The following is an 18509-nucleotide window of genomic DNA, read 5'->3' on the forward strand; positions in this document are numbered from 1 at the left end:
AAATGCTGCAAATCTTAGTTGCAGACGATGATAATCACATTCGCCAATTAATTACTCTTTACCTAGAACAAGCTGGGTTTAAAGTGATTCATGCTACTAATGGTAGCGATGCTTGGGAAAAACTAGAAGAATATAAAATTAATCTAGCTATCGTCGACATTATGATGCCAAATAAGGATGGCTGGGAATTGACAGAAGAGATTAAAGAATTTTTTGATATACCTGTTCTTATGGTTACAGCTAGAGGAGAGTCACAAGATAAGTTAAAAGGCTTTAAAAAGGGAACGGATGATTATTTAGTCAAGCCCTTTGATCCACTAGAATTGGTCGCACGTGTAAAAGCGTTATTAAAGCGATACCAGATAGAAACAAGTGATATATTGTATATTAGTCATACAAGGTTAGATAGAAAACGATTACAAATAACATTTGAAAATGAACAGATGACCATACCTCCTAAAGAGTTTGAGTTACTCTTTACTTTAGGTAGTATAGATGGAAAAATATTCACAAGAGAACAGCTTATTCATCAATTGTGGGGCTATGATTATGAAGGAGATGAGAGGACTGTGGATGTGCATATAAAAAGATTGAGAGAACGTTTTTCAAACAAAGACACAGGTTTTGAAATTAAAACAATCCGTGGACTAGGGTATAAATTAGTGAGTCAAAGTCAATGAAAACAATATATGCAAAATTGATAAGTTCTTTCATCATAACAATCTTGTTAAGTATGATTATAGCGTTCTACTTCGTAACGGCATTTAATAAAAGGGATATTCAAAATAATTTAGCCACTAACATGAAGAGCGTTGCATATGAATTCATACAATTATATGGTAATGAGAATGCACAACAAGCTGTCTCATTTTTCACTAATATGTCCTTTACTGGATATACATTTATCATATATGATGAGCATCTTCAAAAACAAGAGATCGGAGAACGTAAATTACAAGCTGTCATTCAAGAAAAGGACATAGTTAAAGTGTTGAATGGTGAAGAGCATACTAATTATGTAAAAGGGGTAAACCCACCTTTTAATTCAATTATCGGTGTGCCGTTTGAGGAGAATGGCAAGCAATATGCGTTATTTGTGTTATCCAATCCTGAAAAACAAATGAGATCTTCTCGGAAAATTCAACTAACTCAGCTTGCATTCGTGCTAATAATAGGGAGTTTGTTCTTCTTATATATATCAAAAGTACTCGTGCAACCTATTAAAAAATTAATCAAAGCAACAGAAGAGGTCGGCAATGGAAATTATAAAGTGCAAATTCCAGTTACTTCTAAAGATGAAATCGGTTCATTAACAAGCCATTTTAATAAAATGACTAAAGAGTTAAGTAAAATAGAACAAATGCGCCAAGATTTTGTTGCAGGAGTCTCTCATGAAATTCAATCACCACTCACATCTATTCATGGATTTGCTAAAGCATTAAAAAATAATGAAATAGATGAACAGGCGAAAATGGAGTATTTAACTATTATTGAACAAGAAAGTACGAGGTTGTCACAAATAGGTGGAAACTTATTAAAATTAGCGTCTCTCGATTCAGAACATCATCCTTTTACATTAGTCCGTTATCGTGTAGATGAGCAAATTCGTCGTGTGATCACATCTTTAGCTCCTCAATGGGAAGCAAAAGAACTACTGTTAAATATCCAATTACCAGAAACTTATCTTATAGGTGATGAAGATTTATTAGAACAAGTTTGGGTGAATCTTCTTACTAATGCAATTAAGTTCACTCCTCAATTAGGGAACATAGACATTGACCTAACTACTGATGAATCAACAGTAACCTGCTCCATCACTGATACAGGACCTGGAATACCAGAAAAGGATCTGAAATATCTATTTGAACGGTTCTATAAGGCTGACCATTCTAGATCTTCAAGAGGAAGTGGTTTAGGACTTGCTATCGTAAAAAAAATAGTTGAAATGCACGGTGGACAAACTATGGTTATGAGCGAACTCAATAATGGAAGTACATTTGTCGTTACATTATCAATAAACAAGCAAACGAGATATAAAAAACTTTTTAATAATGGCTAATCAGACTAGGTTTTTATAAGAATTTCCCTCCCTTATGTCACAAACTTACTTCCTTATTCGTTATAAGGGCAAGGAGGCGAATAAAATGAAAACAATTGTGATATTAGGCGGAGGTTACGCTGGAATAAACTTAGTAGACAGTTTGAAGAAAGAATTAAAAGATCAGTTAGGAACAGCAGTGAGGGTTATATTAGTTGATAAAAACTCGTATCATTTTCGAAAGGTACTATTAGTTAAAGCAATTACCGAAGATGCAGACGACTTACAACTAAAAGTTCCCTTTCAACGGTATATTTCCAAGGGTATTGAGGTGTTACAAGGAGAAGTTACACGAATTAATAAGACTGGTAATATTGTTGAAATTGAAAAGGAAGACCATCAAGTAGTTGAAGTTCATTACGATTACCTAGTCATTACGTTAGGAAGCAGAGTTAAGGACAATGAGAACTTTATCGGGGGTATGACACTTAAAGATGAAAGTAGCGCACATGATATTAAAGATAGGTTAATAGACTTAATAAATAAAACAAAAAATCTTAATTCTGATTATAAAAGGCAAAGCAATTTAAAGATCGCATTAGTTGGTGCTGGAATAACAGGAATTGAAACTGCATGTGAGCTTGCTGTGTGGCTAAAAGAACAAGCGTTAGTTCATGGTATTGATCCAAATGGAGTGGAAGTACTATTATTCGATCCGAAAGCACGCCTTCTACACGAAGCACCTGACCATATTAGTTCGAGATTAGAAAAAAAGATGAACAAATTTGGTGTAAAGTTTTTTTCTAACACAAGGGTAAAGGAATTCAATAATGGATACCTTGTCTGTACAGATGGAAGAAAATATGAAATAGGCCTATGTATCATTACAAACGGTGTAGAAGTTAATCCAACCATTAAACAGCTCCAATTACCACTATCTGATCAAAATCAACTAATTGTTAACGATTGTTATGAAGTAGAAGGGTACAAAAACATTTATTCAATTGGAGACTGTGCTCGAATAATTGACCCAATTACAAATGAATACGATGGAATGACGTGTAAAGAGGCTATTCCACAGGCACAGAGGTTGGCTAAAATTATTAAATATAAAATGACTAAACAGCCAAGTCATATCGTTCATACAAGCTACCCTGTTAAGCTATTTTGTGTTAGTTTAGGACCAAAAGAAGGGTTTGTTTGGATTCAAAAATGGGGAATGAATTTTACGTTAACAGGCCAATTAGGGTTGAGATTCCGTAATTATACATGGAATCTTGCAAGTTTACTAAAGTGACGGTGAAAGATATTGGAAAATTTGTTAATTCAGCAACTTTATATAGATTATAAGCCACTTCTTTTTTCTCTTGCATACAAAATGACTGGGAGTGTTAGTGATGCAGATGATGTCGTCCAAGATGTTTTTTCTAAATTAACAAATTATGAGCTAAAGAACAATCAAAACGTGAAAGCATTTCTTTGTAAGTTAGTGACAAACCGTTCCTTGGATTTGCTAAAATCCTCAAGGAAGAAGAGAGAATTATACACCGGAACTTGGTTGCCAGAGCCCATTGTTCAAAATGAAGATCCATTAAATCATGTAATGGTAGAAGAAGACATTTCTATTGCTCTCCTCCTTTTGTTTCAATCATTAAATCCAATAGAAAGAGCAATTTTTATACTGCGAGAAATTCTAGAATACGATTATAAAACCGTAGCTGATATTGTTCAAAAATCAGAGAGCAACTGCCGAAAAATATTGAGTAGACTGAAAAAAGAACTTCCTGATCTTAATACAGAACTTCTTCCTACTCCTGATGAGGAGCATGAACAAACAGTTCTAACATTTATCTCCGCATTCCAAACTGGAAAAGTAACAAGCATCATAAAATATTTGCAAAATGATATCACTTACTATGCAGATGGTGGTGGTAAGAAAGCAGCTGCATTACGACCAGTCGTTGGTAAAGAAAAAGTAAGCATATTATTTGATGCACTTGCTAAAAGATTTTTGGAGGAAAACTACAAATTTCATTTAATTACAGTAAATGGGCAAACAGGAATGACCATATTGGACCCAACAGGATTCACTGCTGTGGTCGCCTTTCAAGTCTATGAAGGGAAAATAAAAGCAATCTACTATATTGTTAACCCTGATAAAGTTAGACATATACAAAATGATGTGAGCCTTTAATAGTAAATTTCAGCCGATATCTCAATATAGCATTGGGGTTATCGGCTTACTTAGTTTTTATAACTTACAGTCATTCTTTTTTGCAGGTCATATGAAGAAATAATAACGAACTGAGAGGTTATTAGTAATTAAGCATAATTGATAGTTTAATTTTGTGTTGTGGGACATAATGACTGCAAGACTCTCTTGGACTTGTTTAACATATAGGCTGTTTTCGCATTGATTGTTGCTTTTCGTTCAAAGATATAAGCACGTAAACATATAGCGTTCGTGGCATCTTTTCTACTTAAACAATTATTGAGCACTCCTAAAACTCGTCAAACTGTCCACTTTTAATAAAAATAGCAACAAAGTTTACGAAAAGAGCCAACATATATGAAAATTTGGATGTACCTAGTATAAATACAGCTTTATAAAGTACATCTTCTTAGTTCCTTTGATGATATACATAATATCCGGAATAAAAAAGTAATCTTGGTATTTGCGGTCAATCGCTCCATTACAGATAACCGACACATTTTTGTAACTATACCTTTATACAAATGGTTTTGTATAATATTTTTAGGTGTATAACCTAAATAATGGTTATTGAATAATAGTCTTCAAGTTAACACATACAAGGATCAGTTTTAATGGTATTAACAGTCAATATTTGAAAAATAAGCTTGTAAAAATGGAGAAAAAAATGATGAAAAATCAAATTGCCATTAACAATAATAGTGTATTATTTGAAGTTAATAAACGATTAGAAGATGTTACGAAAAACTCGAATGTTAAGACCTATCAAATAAGATCAATTTCCTCAAGCGTATTTAAACTAATTGATAATAAATCAATTGCAAATATACTTCTACTTTGTGAAAAACTGTTAGAGAAACGTAAATGGGAGTATGGGGTTATTGCATATGATTGGGCTTTCAGGATTAAAACACAATATAGTAAAGATACTTTCTTTGTTTTTGAAAGATGGCTAAAAACATATGTAACAGGGTGGGGAGATTGTGATGATTTCTGTACCCACGCATTTGGAGAGCTATTAAGTCAATATAATACCTTATTTCCAAAGGTTGTTCAATGGACAGAACATCCCGATTTTTGGGTAAGACGTGCAGCAGCTGTTATTTTAATTTATCCAATTAAGAAGATGAGGTTTAATGAACTAGAGCCGTTTACAATTGTAGATCGTCTGATGAATGATGAACATGACTTAGTTTTAAAAGGTTATGGATGGATGCTTAAAATATATTCAACTATTAAACCAGACGAAGTCTATCATTATGTGAAAAATAACCAAATGATTATGCCTAGAGTTTCTTTTAGATATGCGATTGAGAAATATGATGATTATACGAGGAAATGCTTGATGCAGAAGAACTAATACAACAACTTATGATGTGCAACACAAGATTATGTTAGTTTACTAGTGTTCTAGCGAAAAGTCATTAAATAACCTGACACTTTTCGAGTAGAAGTGTGATAAATTTGATAGGGGATTTTAGTAATGGGAATGTTTATAGCTTACAAACAATCATAATTGTTACAAACTATCAAACTACATGTTGTAGTATAAATTTTCATTGTAGGTGAAATCATGAATTCGAATAGAGAAAAGTTGAATGCAATTATTCAGGAATTAACTGATGATGCGGTTTTTGAATTGACATTTTATGCAAAGGAAATCAAGTCAAGATACGAGTTTAAAGATAAGATGGATAAAAAAGGGGTCGGACTTACCTATATTGGTAATGCTGAAGTAAGGAAACGATGGGAAGATACGTTTACGAATTCCATTAGTCAAAGTAAAAAAAATGAAATCTTTTTACACCAGTATCTATGGCATATTTTCAGCTATAAAGTATTACCTTGTAAAGAAAAAGAAAAAGCCATTGAAGCTTTCAATACAGTAAAGAAAAACAAAATGTATGTATTTTATCAAAATACATACTCATACTCACTTGAAAATGCTGAAAATATTACGACAGAGGATTTTAAAGGTGAAAGGGATATATATATAGTTAACGAAGATTTTACATGGACTTATATACAAACCCATGAACAAGAGGCAGGATTGGGCCCTTATTTTTTTGAATTATATAAGCATAGATCTTAGGGGTTTAGTAGGTTAATTCTGAAAGAAACAGCTAGGATAAACGATAGTAACAACCATTCCAACATACGTTACTACTTCAAATGTTGCAAGTTTAGTATCATTTGTCACTGGGGTTGTTTTAATCCTTTTCAAATCTAAAAGACTTAATAAAACAGAAGAAGCTTAATAATAGAAAATAATATCGAAACAACCTAGCTTCTTAATGCAATGATTATTACGGTTACTAAGCACTTAGAGATAGTTTTTTAGAGATTAACTGTATGATAAAATACTGTAAAAAAGAATATTAATGATATAACTACAAGTACAACAAACCTAAATTTTTTTGAGGTCGGAAGAAAAATGAATTTTGCTGTCGTATGTGGAAGAAACAAGCCTATTGTAATGATAATTCCGATAATACCCCAAAGAAAAGCTGTCTGAGAGATTTGATGTGGATATGTGATTACACCGACACAAAATAGTAAAACTATTAACAAGGTATTAAATATCAATCGCCTTTTAAATTTGATCTCCAAAATTAATACCTCCCACTAGTTATCTACCTAATTATGATATATATTCAAATATATGAGAATTATTTAAAGAAACTTAAATAATTGTGTTAATTAGATGTAAAAGTTAAGAATCTCAGATTCCCACCAATAGAAATATTAGCTATACCCGATAGTGTTTTAACATCAATGACTGAAACAGTGTTATTCCCAGAACTACATAAGTAATTATTTTCATATGATGATCAGCGGGAAAAATGAGAATAAATAAACACAATTTCTAAAATAAAAATTCCTCCCTACTCTGGAAGCGGAAGGAGAGTAAAGAGGAACGCCATAACACAATCTTTAAATTCTCCCTGTTTGTTCGTAAAAGGAGGAAACAGGAGGAGAGTGATAATTATGGTGTGCTTCTATATTATGCAAGAATTTTTGTTAAGCCTGTATTAATGTGCTATGGCAGATAAATCATTTTTATAAAACTCAATAACAAATAGGGGTAGTTATTATTCTATAACAAGCTTTTCATAATTAGATTTAATAGATAAATAACAGAGGGAACTAGAGATGAAAAATGACTCAATTAACAATATTTTCGTATGATATGTTCCTTTACTTAACTGACAAAATAGGAAAAAATTAATATACCCATCACCACAATTGCCCATAGTGATAGGAATTCCTTTGCTATAATTAACATATGTATATCCACCTTTCACTATGGTGAATGATAGTCGGTTTAATGGTGAGTGTTAATAATCTATAAACATAATTGAATCTACTACATACTGAATTCTATGTAGTAGATTCAACTACGTAAGCTAATTTTCCATTAGGAGAGAAGGTAACAGAACCTATGTTACTTATTAGCATTGGAATTGGAATTGTAGTAATAACAGAGTGAGTTTTAACATCGATGACGGGAACAGAATTTTCATTTGAAATCGTAACATAAGCAATTTTCCCATCAGGAGTAATAGCAACATCATTTACATTAGCATTGATACTAGGATTAACAAGGGTAGTAGAAATTAATGAATGTGTTTTTACGTCTATGACAGATACGACACCACCGAAGTTTGTAGCATAAGCAATTTTTCCATCAGGGGTAAAAAGGACTCTAATTGGGTCAACAACTTGTATTGTAGCAATGACAGAGTGGGTTTTTACATCAATAACTGATACATTTCCAGGTTGTTGTTGAGATCTAGTTGTAACATAAGCTAATTTCCCATCAGGAGTAAAAGCAATATCTCTTAGGTTTTGACTAAAAGTCACAGTAGCAATGACAGAATGTGATTTAACGTCAATGACAGACAAAGTACCATCTTCACTATTAGCAACATAAGCTAGTTTTCCATCAGGAGAAATGGCCATTAATTCTGGGCCTGAATCAACAGAAACAGTTGCAATGACTGAATGGTTTTTAACGTCGATAACAGAAACAGTGTTTGCCATTTGGTTAGTAATATAAGCTAATTTTCCATCAGGTGTGAAAACGATGGTACTCGGATTGCTACCCACTTGAACAGTAGCAATAATTGAGTGTGTTTTAACATCAATAATTGAAATAGTATCTCCAAATGGGGGACCTGTACCTCCGTTAGTAACATAAGCAATTTTCCCATCAGGAGTAAAAACAACATTACATGGATTAATACCAGCTTGAATGGTGGCTATAACCTCCTGTGTTGGTATATTTATAGCAGATACAGTGTTAACATCTTCATTTGCAACATAAGCTAATTTTCCGTTCGGAGTGATATCTAATGGTGATGTACCAATAGCTATACCAATTGGAAAAGTTGTTATAGCAGAATGAGTATTAACATCAATTACGACAGTAGCCAAAAAGTCCACCCCTATCTAAAAAATAATTTTTTTACAGTGTATGAGAAAAATGTATCTTTGATGTAAAAATTGTATGTTTATAACAAAAACTAAAATCTTATAGTAAATACAAGATAGGCTGTGGTTGACAGGGGGATGTTCTAGAAGATAAAACGATGAGAGGTATATCAAACTAAAAGTTTAATTTTATTAGGGGCTTCCCTAGTTGGAGACAGGAAACATATTCATTAATGAGTCTATCAGTTTATTAGACTAATGATCAACTTGGACATAAAATTCTACTAAATGGTGCTGTTAAAAAGTAAATCTACATTTAATTGTACAAAAGACAGATTTTAACTTATTATCCCAAGAGAGAATGAACAACATATACTTCTAAGAAAAATATGTAACCTCCCTGTTCTGTTCATGAAAAGGAGGGAATTTTCACCGATAACCATCCTCTGATGAAAATTCAAATAAATCATTTAAGGATATTTAAAGCTCTTAGTAATGCATTTAAACTATTATCTGCATCTTTCTTACTATGAAACGCATTTGGCACTGTTAACCCTAAGTGATGATAACCTGGATAAACATGCAATTCTGTAAGTACTCCGTCATACATTAAACGTTTTGCAAAATCCAATGTCTCATCAGCAAATAATTCAATAGAGCCTACACATAAATATGTGCTTGGTAAGCCCTTAAATGTTTTGGCCCTAGCAGGCGAATAATGTTCTGAAATGCCTTCAGTTCCCGGCTCTTGTTTAAGAACAGACTTCCACCCAAAATAATTGATAGCATTATCGAAAAAATATTCACCATTAAACGGATGGGCTTCTTCGATAGCTGTACGATCATCTAGCATTGGTACAGATAATTGCAAATGATGAATATTAAACTCCTGACAATCACGAGTAAATAAAGCTAATCCGGCAGCTAATCCAGCTCCAGCACTTTCACCAGCAACAGCAATTCTATTAATGTCAATATTTAATTCTTTAGCGTGGTCGATACACCATTTAATTCCTGAATAACAATCATGTAATTGAGCAGGTTGAGAAAATTCAGGGGCTAAACGATAGTCTACAGAGACACCGATAAAATTATAGTGATGTGCTAGAAATGCATGTTTTTCATTATTCATTTCTGGACTACCAATTATCATACCACCGCCATGTACAGAATAAATTAATGGATTTAGGTGCTCAGCTTTATTTTTCGGTTTTGTAATTACTAACCTTACTTTAGAATCATCAAATAAATTATCAATCCTTATTTCTTCTATTTCAACATCATACCGTTCTATCATACTAGAAGTGAAAAACGCATTGATTTGTTCTCGAACTTCTAAATAATTGTCTGGTGTTAAGCTCAAACTGCCCATTGCATCTAAAACATCTCGTATTTCTGGATCAATTAAATGTTCACTTCGTTTAACTCTTTTCATAATACACCTCCATATTTAATTGTACATTTTAAATCAAATGTTCCGTATTTTGAGTATTAAATTGCTTTCTTAAAATTTTTCTTAAATTTCTTATAACTCCCAACACACTACCTCTTACAAGTATTAATCATCCAATAAGGTTATTTTACATACAGTTTTTATAAAACCATAGACACTTTAGTGTTGATTTTCCTATCTGGAAGTGCAAGCTGCCCATTTACCGCTATAGAAGCTCAACTGAGTCGAACGAGATTTTAAATCCATTTTAAAGGATAAGCAACAAGCTTAAATGACATAAGTTTTTAATCTATATTAGAAATCCCACCTCTTAAAGCTTTTAATAAATGAATATGATCGTCTGAGGTGGTATTTCTTAGAATAAAATAAATCCCCATTTTCAAAAAATTAAAAATAACAAACGACTATTAATGAAATTATTGGTATAATCTATGTTGAAAGATCCTCTACTTATCAGACATCTCGGTCTTGATTTAAAGTGGGGATTCCTAACAACGGAAACTAAACAGTTCCTAAAATACTAGGCCACTCCTGTTGTAATAAAGTTATGGAGATATAAATTGGCTAATTCACTTACAATAAATCACAAGTAATATTATGTTTTATATGTTTCGGCTACGAATTTAATAAGGAAAAGGTGATGAAATATGAATATTTGGGAATGGGTGTCAGATTTTTTTTACTTCTTAAGTGATCTTTTCTCAACAAACTCCAAGAAGAAAGAGGAGGAGGAGTAGAATTAAGTATCATTCAGTTTGTATAGGTTAAAATATAGCTTCAAAACGAAAAGGGCTAATTTAAGCCCTCTATTCAACTCCATTATTGATTACTCTACTGAAATTCCATCATTTAGCATTGGTGCTAATAGTTCTTCATCAACCATACCAATTGCATGCACTGTTTTTAAATTTACTAACTTTTGATAACCCTCTATACTTTTTATATCAAAAATATCATCATCTCCATCCCAATCCGGCTTTAAATATGAGGTGTAAATTTCATTTCCACCATCAAATACTAGCTCTGATGGAATTCAGATCACTATCTTCAAGAACTAATTCACTAAAATATTGCATAAGCTCTGCTATTGGAGGATTATCTTCATACCATTCGTAATTGTCGACAAATTTTTCTTCTAACTTTTGCAAATCATCTTCAAACCTTGTAAACTCATCTGATTCAATCAAGCTATTTATCACCACTAATTTAAAATTAAAATCACTAAACGAGCCTGCCTTGTCTTTATATGTATTCATAATTACATCTCCTTCCACAAATTTATTAATGATATTTTTTCGCCATGCACAATTAAAAATCCTCTATTTTTTATGGTGAACAATAAAGAGGGAAGAGTTGGTGAGGTGGATACCTTTATTCCCAATAAAAAAAGGAGGAGGCACATTTTTCTATCGAATAGTTCATATTATTTTTGTAATTTACTAAATTATATGAGGAGGGAGACTTTATTGAATGTACTAATAACGGGAGGTAATCGAGGTTTAGGGTTAGAACTAGTGCGTGTATTTCATGAAAAAGGACATATACTTTTTCCAGTTGTAAGAACGAAAGAATCTTTTTCCTTTCTAAAAGATACTCTCTCTGATAGGTGTTATCCCATATTGGCGAATATAAGTAAAGTTTAGCTAAACTGAATTATTCAATTTATGTAGCTTCTATGTTAATGTCGTTCAAAAAGGTATATCACGATATATCCTCTTCACCATATCATAAATATCACTTATTTAATAAGCCTCCGTCCGTAGACTAAAAGATGGTTTCTATATGTGTGAGTAGTAGCTTTTAGTTCATCTATGTACTCATTTCAAACGTTGTCACCCCTTTGTGTATCGATTTACTTCATGTCATGTTGTCCTAAAATTACCATATTTATTTTGCAACTTCTACATGAATTCATTCGTCTAGCTTGTATAAATGAGTTATTTAGGAAGCAGTTAGCAAAATTGGTAGGATATTATTATTTCTTGGATTTAAACAATTGTTGTGATGCTGAAAACGAGATATTTTTAGTGGATACTGTGCCTAATATAATATTCTGTTGTTTACATGTTTAATGAAAAGAGGTGATTACATTGAAATATATTTATATGATTGTTAGTACTGTAATGCTGTTGTCAGCTTGTTCTAAATTAGAGAACGTTGATGATACTTTATCATTTGAAGAACAAATTCAAGATCTATTACTTCAACATCAAATTAACTTTGGTACCATCATTGATTATGATGTTAAAGCTAATCATGTTTTTGTCATCTATTAAAGTAAAAAGTATTTAAGACCTATAGAAGTAGCAGTTTTAAAAATGGATAATAATAACCTAAATTGGGTTACTGGGTATAAAGATTTTTTGTATGAGGGCTCATCAACACATTGCCAAAAGGATTCTATATGTGTAACTTTAATAAGAGAAAGCGATCCTAATATTAAAGATGTGAAAATGTTTGGCAAAACTGCTAAATTAGTTAAATCTTCTATTGAATTGACAGATGGCTACACGGAAGAGGTAAAATATTGGATTATTTATACCACTTATGATGAATATAACAACGCTATATCCAATGATGTAGAGTACGTGATGAAGTAATGTATAGCTAATATAGCTGAATCAGGTGATTATTAATTTTACATATAAGGAGAATATTACTATGAATAATTCGTTGGAAGTAATTGAACTTACATCTGTTGACGACAACATAATAGAACTTGCTAATTTGTTAAAGGAAGTTGTTAATAAGGGTGCTTCTGTAGGGTTTTTAGCACCTATAAACACAGATACAGCGATAGAGTATTGGAGCAAAGTGCTTAAGCATGGAGTGATTTTGTATGTTGCAAAGATTAATAATGAAATTAGAGGAGCTGTTCAGTTGCATTTAGCTATGCAACAAAATGGAACACACAGAGCTGAGGTTTCAAAGTTAATGGTTGACCCAAGTAGTCGTAGGTGTGGTATTGCATCAACACTAATGAAAACTATCGAGTCTAGAGCAACGAATGAAGGTAGAAGTTTAATAATCTTAGATACTAGATTAGGTGATCAATCAAATATTTTATACAAATCTTTGGGTTATGTAGAATCTGGGACTATACCATCCTATGCACAGTCATCAGATGGCAAACTACATGGAACGGTTTTTTATTATAAATTATTGGGACAAAAGCAAACAACGTAGGAAACACTTAAGCAAATTTACGGTCATAAGATTAGACATCAAAGGAGAGGCATTCATGAAATCTGTAAAAATATTATTGTTTTTTTTAACATTAGGGTTAGGTACCTTAACTGCTTGTAGCTCCGTAGAAATGACGAAGGAAAAAACAAGTAAGAATGATCTACAAACAGAAAATATGGAAATTGACACACATATAGATAAAGGCGAACTAGCACATGAAGAAAATTCTATGCAAGAAGAAAGTAAAGATCAAAATGAACAATCAAATGAAGATAATGTGTCAGCTGAAGAAACTATGGAAAATGAAGATCAAGCAAACGGGAATAAATCATTATCAGTTCAGATAATTAAAGAAAAATTAAAACTAGGCCAATCGAATGATGAAGTTGAACATCTTTTAGGAACTGACTATCAGAAAGGGATAGGAGCCAAGAATAGTGAACAATTGTGGAGGTATGATATAGGTAAAGACGAAAATCATCAACCACTTAATGATGAATTATTTGATGCTATAGACGTGGAAGGTTTAAATAGTAGAGTTATTGAGGCTCAAATATTTATTACTTGGTATGAAGATGGTACAGTAGAAAAATATTCTATTTATTATATTAATAACGAAACTGGAAATGTGGACAATTACCGAGTATATTACGATGAAAAAGGAGATATACAAAGAATCATAAAATAATAACTAATTCTACTTAAAGCTAGGAGTATCCATATATACCCATCCTAAAAAGTAGTTTTGTACGAGTTTACTGTTAATGACAACAGGCTTTTAGATTAAATACGAGTAAGTGAATGAATTGAAAAAGGATTGCCATTTCAGTCTAGGCAATCCTTTTTGTTTAGTATGTTAAGCATCCCGCTATAATCAAACCAACTGCTATTGATAAAAGTAATAGGAAAAGACCTACCGCTTGATTGTCTTCATCAATTGCTTTAGTAATTTTAAATTGAGGAGTAAGTAATTCTGCTAAGAAAAAGACTACAATTTGTGCGACGATTCCTATGGAGCCCCAAATCATTAAATCAATAAGGTTAAGTGAATTAGCAGATGTAGAATATAGAACTATCCCTAAACCTACTAATCTACCACCAAGAACATAAGCAGCTGCTTTATTCCCAGCTGCAATTAATCGAAACTCTTTGTTTTTTGTTGTCAGCTCCATTAAAAATAATCCTATAATAAGCATAATAATATTAGTTCCTAAATATAGTAAGAAGTTTACCATTTGTTATTTCTCCTTAAATGTATTTCTCATTCCGTACCAATTGGTAAGAAATAAGATTCATTTTCCAATGTCTAATCCTTAGCGAACACCATCTTAGATTCTTATAAAATGTTAATATTTGCGTTGTAAACCTTTTCATAATGTATGTGTCACAGGTTTAGTACAAATGGATTAAAAACCCTCACTTGTTGTCCTCTTACTGTTGGGAAGATATTCTTTGAATCAACCCCCAAATCCTCCTTTTGCTCCGGAACCAAAACCGGCCTTTGTAGTAGCATTTTTGTACGTTGAGGTAGATTTGTAAGAGTTATAAGCTGAGCTCTTAATCAATTTACTTTTATTAATATAACGTTTGCCATATAGAAAATAGTGTCCATAATAATCGGAATCGTCGTCATCACATTCCCATACACCCAACTCATTGTCGAATTCCCAATCTAAACAATCTTCATTATCTGGTACTTCGGGTAAGGTTGATTCCCCGCATCCAGTTAATGAAAGTGAAACAACAGCAGCGCTTACGCCTGAAATCATTTTCTTTGTTTTGTTAACTTTCATCAATTATCCTCCTTTTCACTTAATATATACTCATACTACCAAATATTATAATTTAATATACAAAAAAAAGGATTACCTTCACATTTTTATGGATTAGAACCATTGAATTATATTCTAAAATGTTTAATTTTAAACGAAGAATTGGAAATAAATTCAACCTTATATTTTGCAACTTTTTTTAAAGAGATTCGTCTTGTATATGAGAAAAAAAGTTGGACAATATTTATAATTTTAGAATCGAGGAAGTGTTAATGAAAAAATTAGTATTTGCTATAGTTTTAATAACGATCACAGTTATCTTTGCATTCATTTTAACTTATACAAATGTAAAAAATACACAGCTTCATTATTACGACGGTGTCTTACTAAATGTTGGAGTAATCGGGACACTACCAGACGTTCAATCCCACAATGTATTATTACATCAAGCTACTTTAGAACAAATTGCTGACGATAATATACAATATGATGCTTTCGTGTTAACAGAAGATGTTTTTCAAGAAGCATCGTTACGTACAAATAAAGAAGTCTTCGCTAGCAACTTTCATACGCCAGTTTTCTTTGTAGGATTATACAAACCTCTCTGGGTGTTTTTAGAGGATGATTATAGAGGTACTTATGATGATGCATTCTCTCGTGATTATATGGGGCATACTCAAGGATATTTAATGACAGATGCAGAAAATCATCAAACATGGATATTAGGTAAAGGTCTATTAAAGGACAAAATAAATAATAAAGAAATCAATAATATATACTATAATTTATTTAAAGTTACCGAAAACATAAAAAATGGCAATGTTGAAAATGCCCTAGACTCTATGTCAAGTGAATAACCTTTCCACAAACCATATAATTGTAAGACAATTAGGTGAGAAAAGATTCATCTTTTGGTTGAATTTTGTTATAGCAATTTATCCTGTAGATTAGAACAAACGTATCAAGTGAACTATTTGGATTAATCAATGATAAAAAAAAAGAATAACACATGCTGGATGATCACCTTATTTTTATATTCATTTAACAGCATGCTTATTCTTTTTTTAGTAAGAACTCCTTATGTAGGAATTAGTCATTTACACTGAAGAAGCTAGCTTAACAAATTTATTAAACAATGGAATTTAGCTAATGAACGTCATACTTATAGTGGTAGCCACCGGTTAAAGAAAACCATTCTTTAAAAATACGATCATTTGATAATCCTTTTTCTAAACCGTCTAAAAGATTAGGATATTATCTAGGTTATAGCGTTGTAATTATGTTAGCAGAACAACTAGGATAAAACTTGTTGGCAATCAGTAATTTAAATTATTTTATGGCTACATTATGATTCACACTTATTCATTTTTAACAAAAATAACTATTAGATTTAGCTATTTATTGAATTCATTAACTGGAAGAAATATTCAGATTTATGAAACTTATTTAGGTTATACCATGAATGTAATGTGTCTGGCGTGAATACATCTAATGTTTTCAGTACTTCCATAGCAAATTCCAGTGGAGCTATACCTGATGCTGTTACCAAATTTCCATCACATACTACAGGTCCCAATTTATAAAACTGTTCTCCTTTATAATTCGGACAGCTCATTTTCATATAATCTAAGTTATTGCTAGTATGTTTTCTAGAGTTTAGGTAGCCAGCATTCGCTAACCCTTGAGTTGCACCACAAATTGCAGCAACAATTGTACCAAAGTTTAAAGCATCTCCAATTTTCGCTAAAATAGATTGATGAAAATTTTCTCCCCATGTATTTCCTCCAGGTAATATTAAAAGGTCTTTACTCCTTAAATCACACTCATCAAGTGAAATATCTGGTTGTATGTTCAGTCCACCCATCGTAGTAACCGTTTCTTTATTAGTTCCAACTGTTATTATTTTCAAGGGAGCTAAACCTTTTTTGAAATATCTTCCTGAGTTTAATTCTGCAATTAAATATCCATATTCCCAATCTGACATCGTATTAAATACGTAAAGAAGAACTCTGTTTGTTTGCATCTAATAACACTCCAATCTAATATATTATAGAAATTATAAAATAACTTCCCTGACAGATAGCGTCAGGGAAGTTATTAAATTTCATAAAATTGTATTAAATCCGAAAGAATTTCGATCAACCTTTCTTTTATACTTATTGGCTCTTGAACTTGAATCGATTTACCATAAGGTAAAATGATATGAGGTACATATGTATTTAGTATTTCTTTCTCAAGTAGGAATACCGCTTGATTAGAAGTCCGTTCATGTAAATAATGTTCTAAAAACCAATGTTGGCATATTTCATTCAATGTGTTTTTATTTCCGTTAATAACTAGAGAAATAATCTCTTCCTTATCATCCATAGTCGGAAGCATATTTTTTAAAAAAAATTCACGTGCGGAAAACTCTTTTGGTTTGTTAAACTCATATTCGGTTTGCTTGATGGTATCAATACGCTCAACTTTAAAACTGCGGATATTACTCCTAAGATGACAAAATCCAATTACATACCAGTTAGTTTTCCAATAAATAATTGTATAAGGATCAATCAACCTAAACTTCGATTGCTTTTCGCCACTTTTATGGTATTGAATGTTAACAGCGTATTTATCGGCAATTGCCTGCTCAAGTTCTTTCAGTAGAGGTACCGCAGAGAATGAATTTTTTTTATTTATAACTTCAAGACTAGCTTTACGTTGGTTTATTTTTCTTTCTTGCTCTTGATTGGAATACATACTTAGTTTTGAAACTGCCCTAGATAGTGCTTCTCCTCCGTAGTATCCCGCTTCTTTTGCAAAAACAGCAGCATGATATAAGGATGTTTGTTCCTCATTATCAAAAAAAAGAGGAGCTTTGATAAATTTAGTCATTAACGTATATCCACCGTTATGACCTGAGTCAGAAATTATAGGTACACCACTTATAGAGAGTGTGTCAATATATCGATACACAGTCCTTATATTAATCTCTAATTTTTCTGAGATTTCCTTTGCAGTTATTTTTTTACCAGTGCTTAGCATCCATAATATTGCTAGTAAATTGTCAATTTTAGGCATCTGAAGCCACCTCTAAAATGTATATAATTTTTATCGTAGTTTAGTAGAATTTTACCAAATTCTAAATTGTTATTCTACTCATTCCTCAAGAATATGTAGTATGTTCAATTGTTATCAAGCTTCTTTTAATTAATAAACTTACTTAACAAATGATTATTTTTTTCAACATCTTTAGGAAACTATGATGCTACCTACAGTTATTTAAAACAGCTAATTTGTCGTTCAATTTGGTTACATAGTGTATAAGAAAAATACATATGTCAAACAATATGGGATATACGTTTTATACCATGATATTAAACAGTCACCTCATACAATAGCAAGCTATTATTAGTCAACTTAGTTTTTTTAGAC

At 31.8% G+C, this 18509-nt stretch carries 18 protein-coding genes and 3 pseudogenes; 12 read left to right on the plus strand and 9 right to left on the minus strand.

Annotated elements, in window-relative coordinates:
* The first annotated feature begins 2 nt into the window (after positions 1-2).
* The 6 genes from V1503_RS22260 (at position 3) to V1503_RS22285 (ending at position 6342) form a co-directional block, all read left to right on the plus strand.
* Entirely contained in the window at positions 3-680 is a 678-nt protein-coding gene (locus V1503_RS22260) for a response regulator transcription factor (protein WP_410629195.1), read from the plus strand.
* Positions 677-2059: a sensor histidine kinase gene (locus V1503_RS22265; protein WP_410629196.1), complete on the plus strand. Its 1383-nt coding sequence runs from the start codon at positions 677-679 to the stop codon at positions 2057-2059. The genes V1503_RS22260 and V1503_RS22265 overlap by 4 nt, the downstream gene beginning before the upstream one ends.
* Before the next feature lie 85 nt (positions 2060-2144).
* Positions 2145-3335 carry an NAD(P)/FAD-dependent oxidoreductase gene (locus V1503_RS22270; RefSeq protein ID WP_410629197.1) on the plus strand — a complete coding sequence of 397 codons (1191 nt, stop codon included), beginning with the start codon at positions 2145-2147 and terminating at the stop codon, positions 3333-3335.
* Between the two features lie 12 nt (positions 3336-3347).
* Positions 3348-4232 (plus strand): RNA polymerase sigma factor SigJ, encoded by an 885-nt coding sequence (sigJ, locus tag V1503_RS22275; RefSeq protein ID WP_410629198.1) that lies wholly within the window; start codon positions 3348-3350, stop codon positions 4230-4232.
* A gap of 688 nt (positions 4233-4920) precedes the next feature.
* The gene (locus V1503_RS22280; protein ID WP_410629199.1) at positions 4921-5610 is read left to right on the plus strand and encodes a DNA alkylation repair protein; all 690 of its coding nucleotides are present in this window, start codon (positions 4921-4923) and stop codon (positions 5608-5610) included.
* A 213-nt stretch (positions 5611-5823) separates the two neighbouring features.
* Positions 5824-6342 carry a DUF4275 family protein gene (locus V1503_RS22285; RefSeq protein ID WP_410629200.1) on the plus strand — a complete coding sequence of 173 codons (519 nt, stop codon included), beginning with the start codon at positions 5824-5826 and terminating at the stop codon, positions 6340-6342.
* Positions 6343-6587: 245 nt separating this feature from the next.
* On the opposite strand, the gene V1503_RS22290 is transcribed toward V1503_RS22285, so the two are convergent.
* From V1503_RS22290 to V1503_RS22310, 5 genes and pseudogenes are all read right to left on the minus strand, one after another.
* The gene (locus tag V1503_RS22290; protein WP_410629201.1) at positions 6588-6860 is read right to left on the minus strand and encodes a hypothetical protein; all 273 of its coding nucleotides are present in this window, start codon (positions 6858-6860) and stop codon (positions 6588-6590) included.
* Positions 6861-6946: 86 nt separating this feature from the next.
* A pseudogene (locus tag V1503_RS22295) lies at positions 6947-7051 on the minus strand (hypothetical protein); the annotation flags it as partial.
* Positions 7052-7631: 580 nt separating this feature from the next.
* Positions 7632-8687 (minus strand): cytochrome D1 domain-containing protein, encoded by a 1056-nt coding sequence (locus V1503_RS22300; RefSeq protein ID WP_410629202.1) that lies wholly within the window; start codon positions 8685-8687, stop codon positions 7632-7634.
* Positions 8688-9150: 463 nt separating this feature from the next.
* A complete protein-coding gene (locus V1503_RS22305) occupies positions 9151-10119 on the minus strand; it encodes an alpha/beta hydrolase fold domain-containing protein (protein WP_410629203.1) in 969 nt (322 codons plus the stop codon).
* Positions 10120-10963: 844 nt separating this feature from the next.
* Positions 10964-11393 (minus strand): annotated as a pseudogene (locus V1503_RS22310) (DUF6892 domain-containing protein).
* 210 nt (positions 11394-11603) lie between these two features.
* Here V1503_RS22310 and V1503_RS22315 point away from each other — a divergent pair.
* The 5 genes and pseudogenes from V1503_RS22315 to V1503_RS22335 form a co-directional block, all read left to right on the plus strand.
* A pseudogene (locus tag V1503_RS22315) lies at positions 11604-11771 on the plus strand (SDR family NAD(P)-dependent oxidoreductase); the annotation flags it as partial.
* 456 nt (positions 11772-12227) lie between these two features.
* Positions 12228-12413, plus strand: coding sequence for a hypothetical protein (locus V1503_RS22320; protein WP_410629204.1), 186 nt, complete (start codon positions 12228-12230; stop codon positions 12411-12413).
* 42 nt (positions 12414-12455) lie between these two features.
* Positions 12456-12737, plus strand: a complete 282-nt coding sequence (locus tag V1503_RS22325; RefSeq protein ID WP_410629205.1) for a hypothetical protein — start codon at positions 12456-12458, stop codon at positions 12735-12737.
* Between the two features lie 61 nt (positions 12738-12798).
* A complete protein-coding gene (locus V1503_RS22330; RefSeq protein ID WP_410629206.1) occupies positions 12799-13323 on the plus strand; it encodes a GNAT family N-acetyltransferase in 525 nt (174 codons plus the stop codon).
* A gap of 55 nt (positions 13324-13378) precedes the next feature.
* Complete coding sequence (locus V1503_RS22335; RefSeq protein WP_410629207.1) at positions 13379-14011, plus strand: hypothetical protein; 633 nt, start codon at positions 13379-13381, stop codon at positions 14009-14011.
* Between the two features lie 160 nt (positions 14012-14171).
* On the opposite strand, the gene V1503_RS22340 is transcribed toward V1503_RS22335, so the two are convergent.
* Both V1503_RS22340 and V1503_RS22345 read right to left on the minus strand, forming a co-directional pair.
* Positions 14172-14558: a DUF350 domain-containing protein gene (locus tag V1503_RS22340; protein WP_214481710.1), complete on the minus strand. Its 387-nt coding sequence runs from the start codon at positions 14556-14558 to the stop codon at positions 14172-14174.
* Positions 14559-14780: 222 nt separating this feature from the next.
* Entirely contained in the window at positions 14781-15116 is a 336-nt protein-coding gene (locus V1503_RS22345) for a hypothetical protein (protein ID WP_214481900.1), read from the minus strand.
* A gap of 251 nt (positions 15117-15367) precedes the next feature.
* Here V1503_RS22345 and V1503_RS22350 point away from each other — a divergent pair, with 251 nt between their 5' ends.
* Positions 15368-15952, plus strand: coding sequence for a hypothetical protein (locus V1503_RS22350; protein WP_410629208.1), 585 nt, complete (start codon positions 15368-15370; stop codon positions 15950-15952).
* 533 nt (positions 15953-16485) lie between these two features.
* Here the strand turns inward: V1503_RS22350 and V1503_RS22355 are convergent.
* Both V1503_RS22355 and V1503_RS22360 read right to left on the minus strand, forming a co-directional pair.
* On the minus strand, positions 16486-17118 hold the full coding sequence (locus V1503_RS22355; protein ID WP_410629209.1) for a type 1 glutamine amidotransferase family protein: 633 nt from the start codon (positions 17116-17118) through the stop codon (positions 16486-16488).
* Between the two features lie 74 nt (positions 17119-17192).
* On the minus strand, positions 17193-18155 hold the full coding sequence (locus V1503_RS22360) for a helix-turn-helix transcriptional regulator (protein ID WP_410629210.1): 963 nt from the start codon (positions 18153-18155) through the stop codon (positions 17193-17195).
* Positions 18156-18509 lie beyond the last annotated feature (354 nt).

It is taken from the genome of Nanhaiella sioensis (assembly GCF_046557775.1).
Taxonomy (GTDB): domain Bacteria; phylum Bacillota; class Bacilli; order Bacillales; family SM2101; genus Nanhaiella; species Nanhaiella sioensis.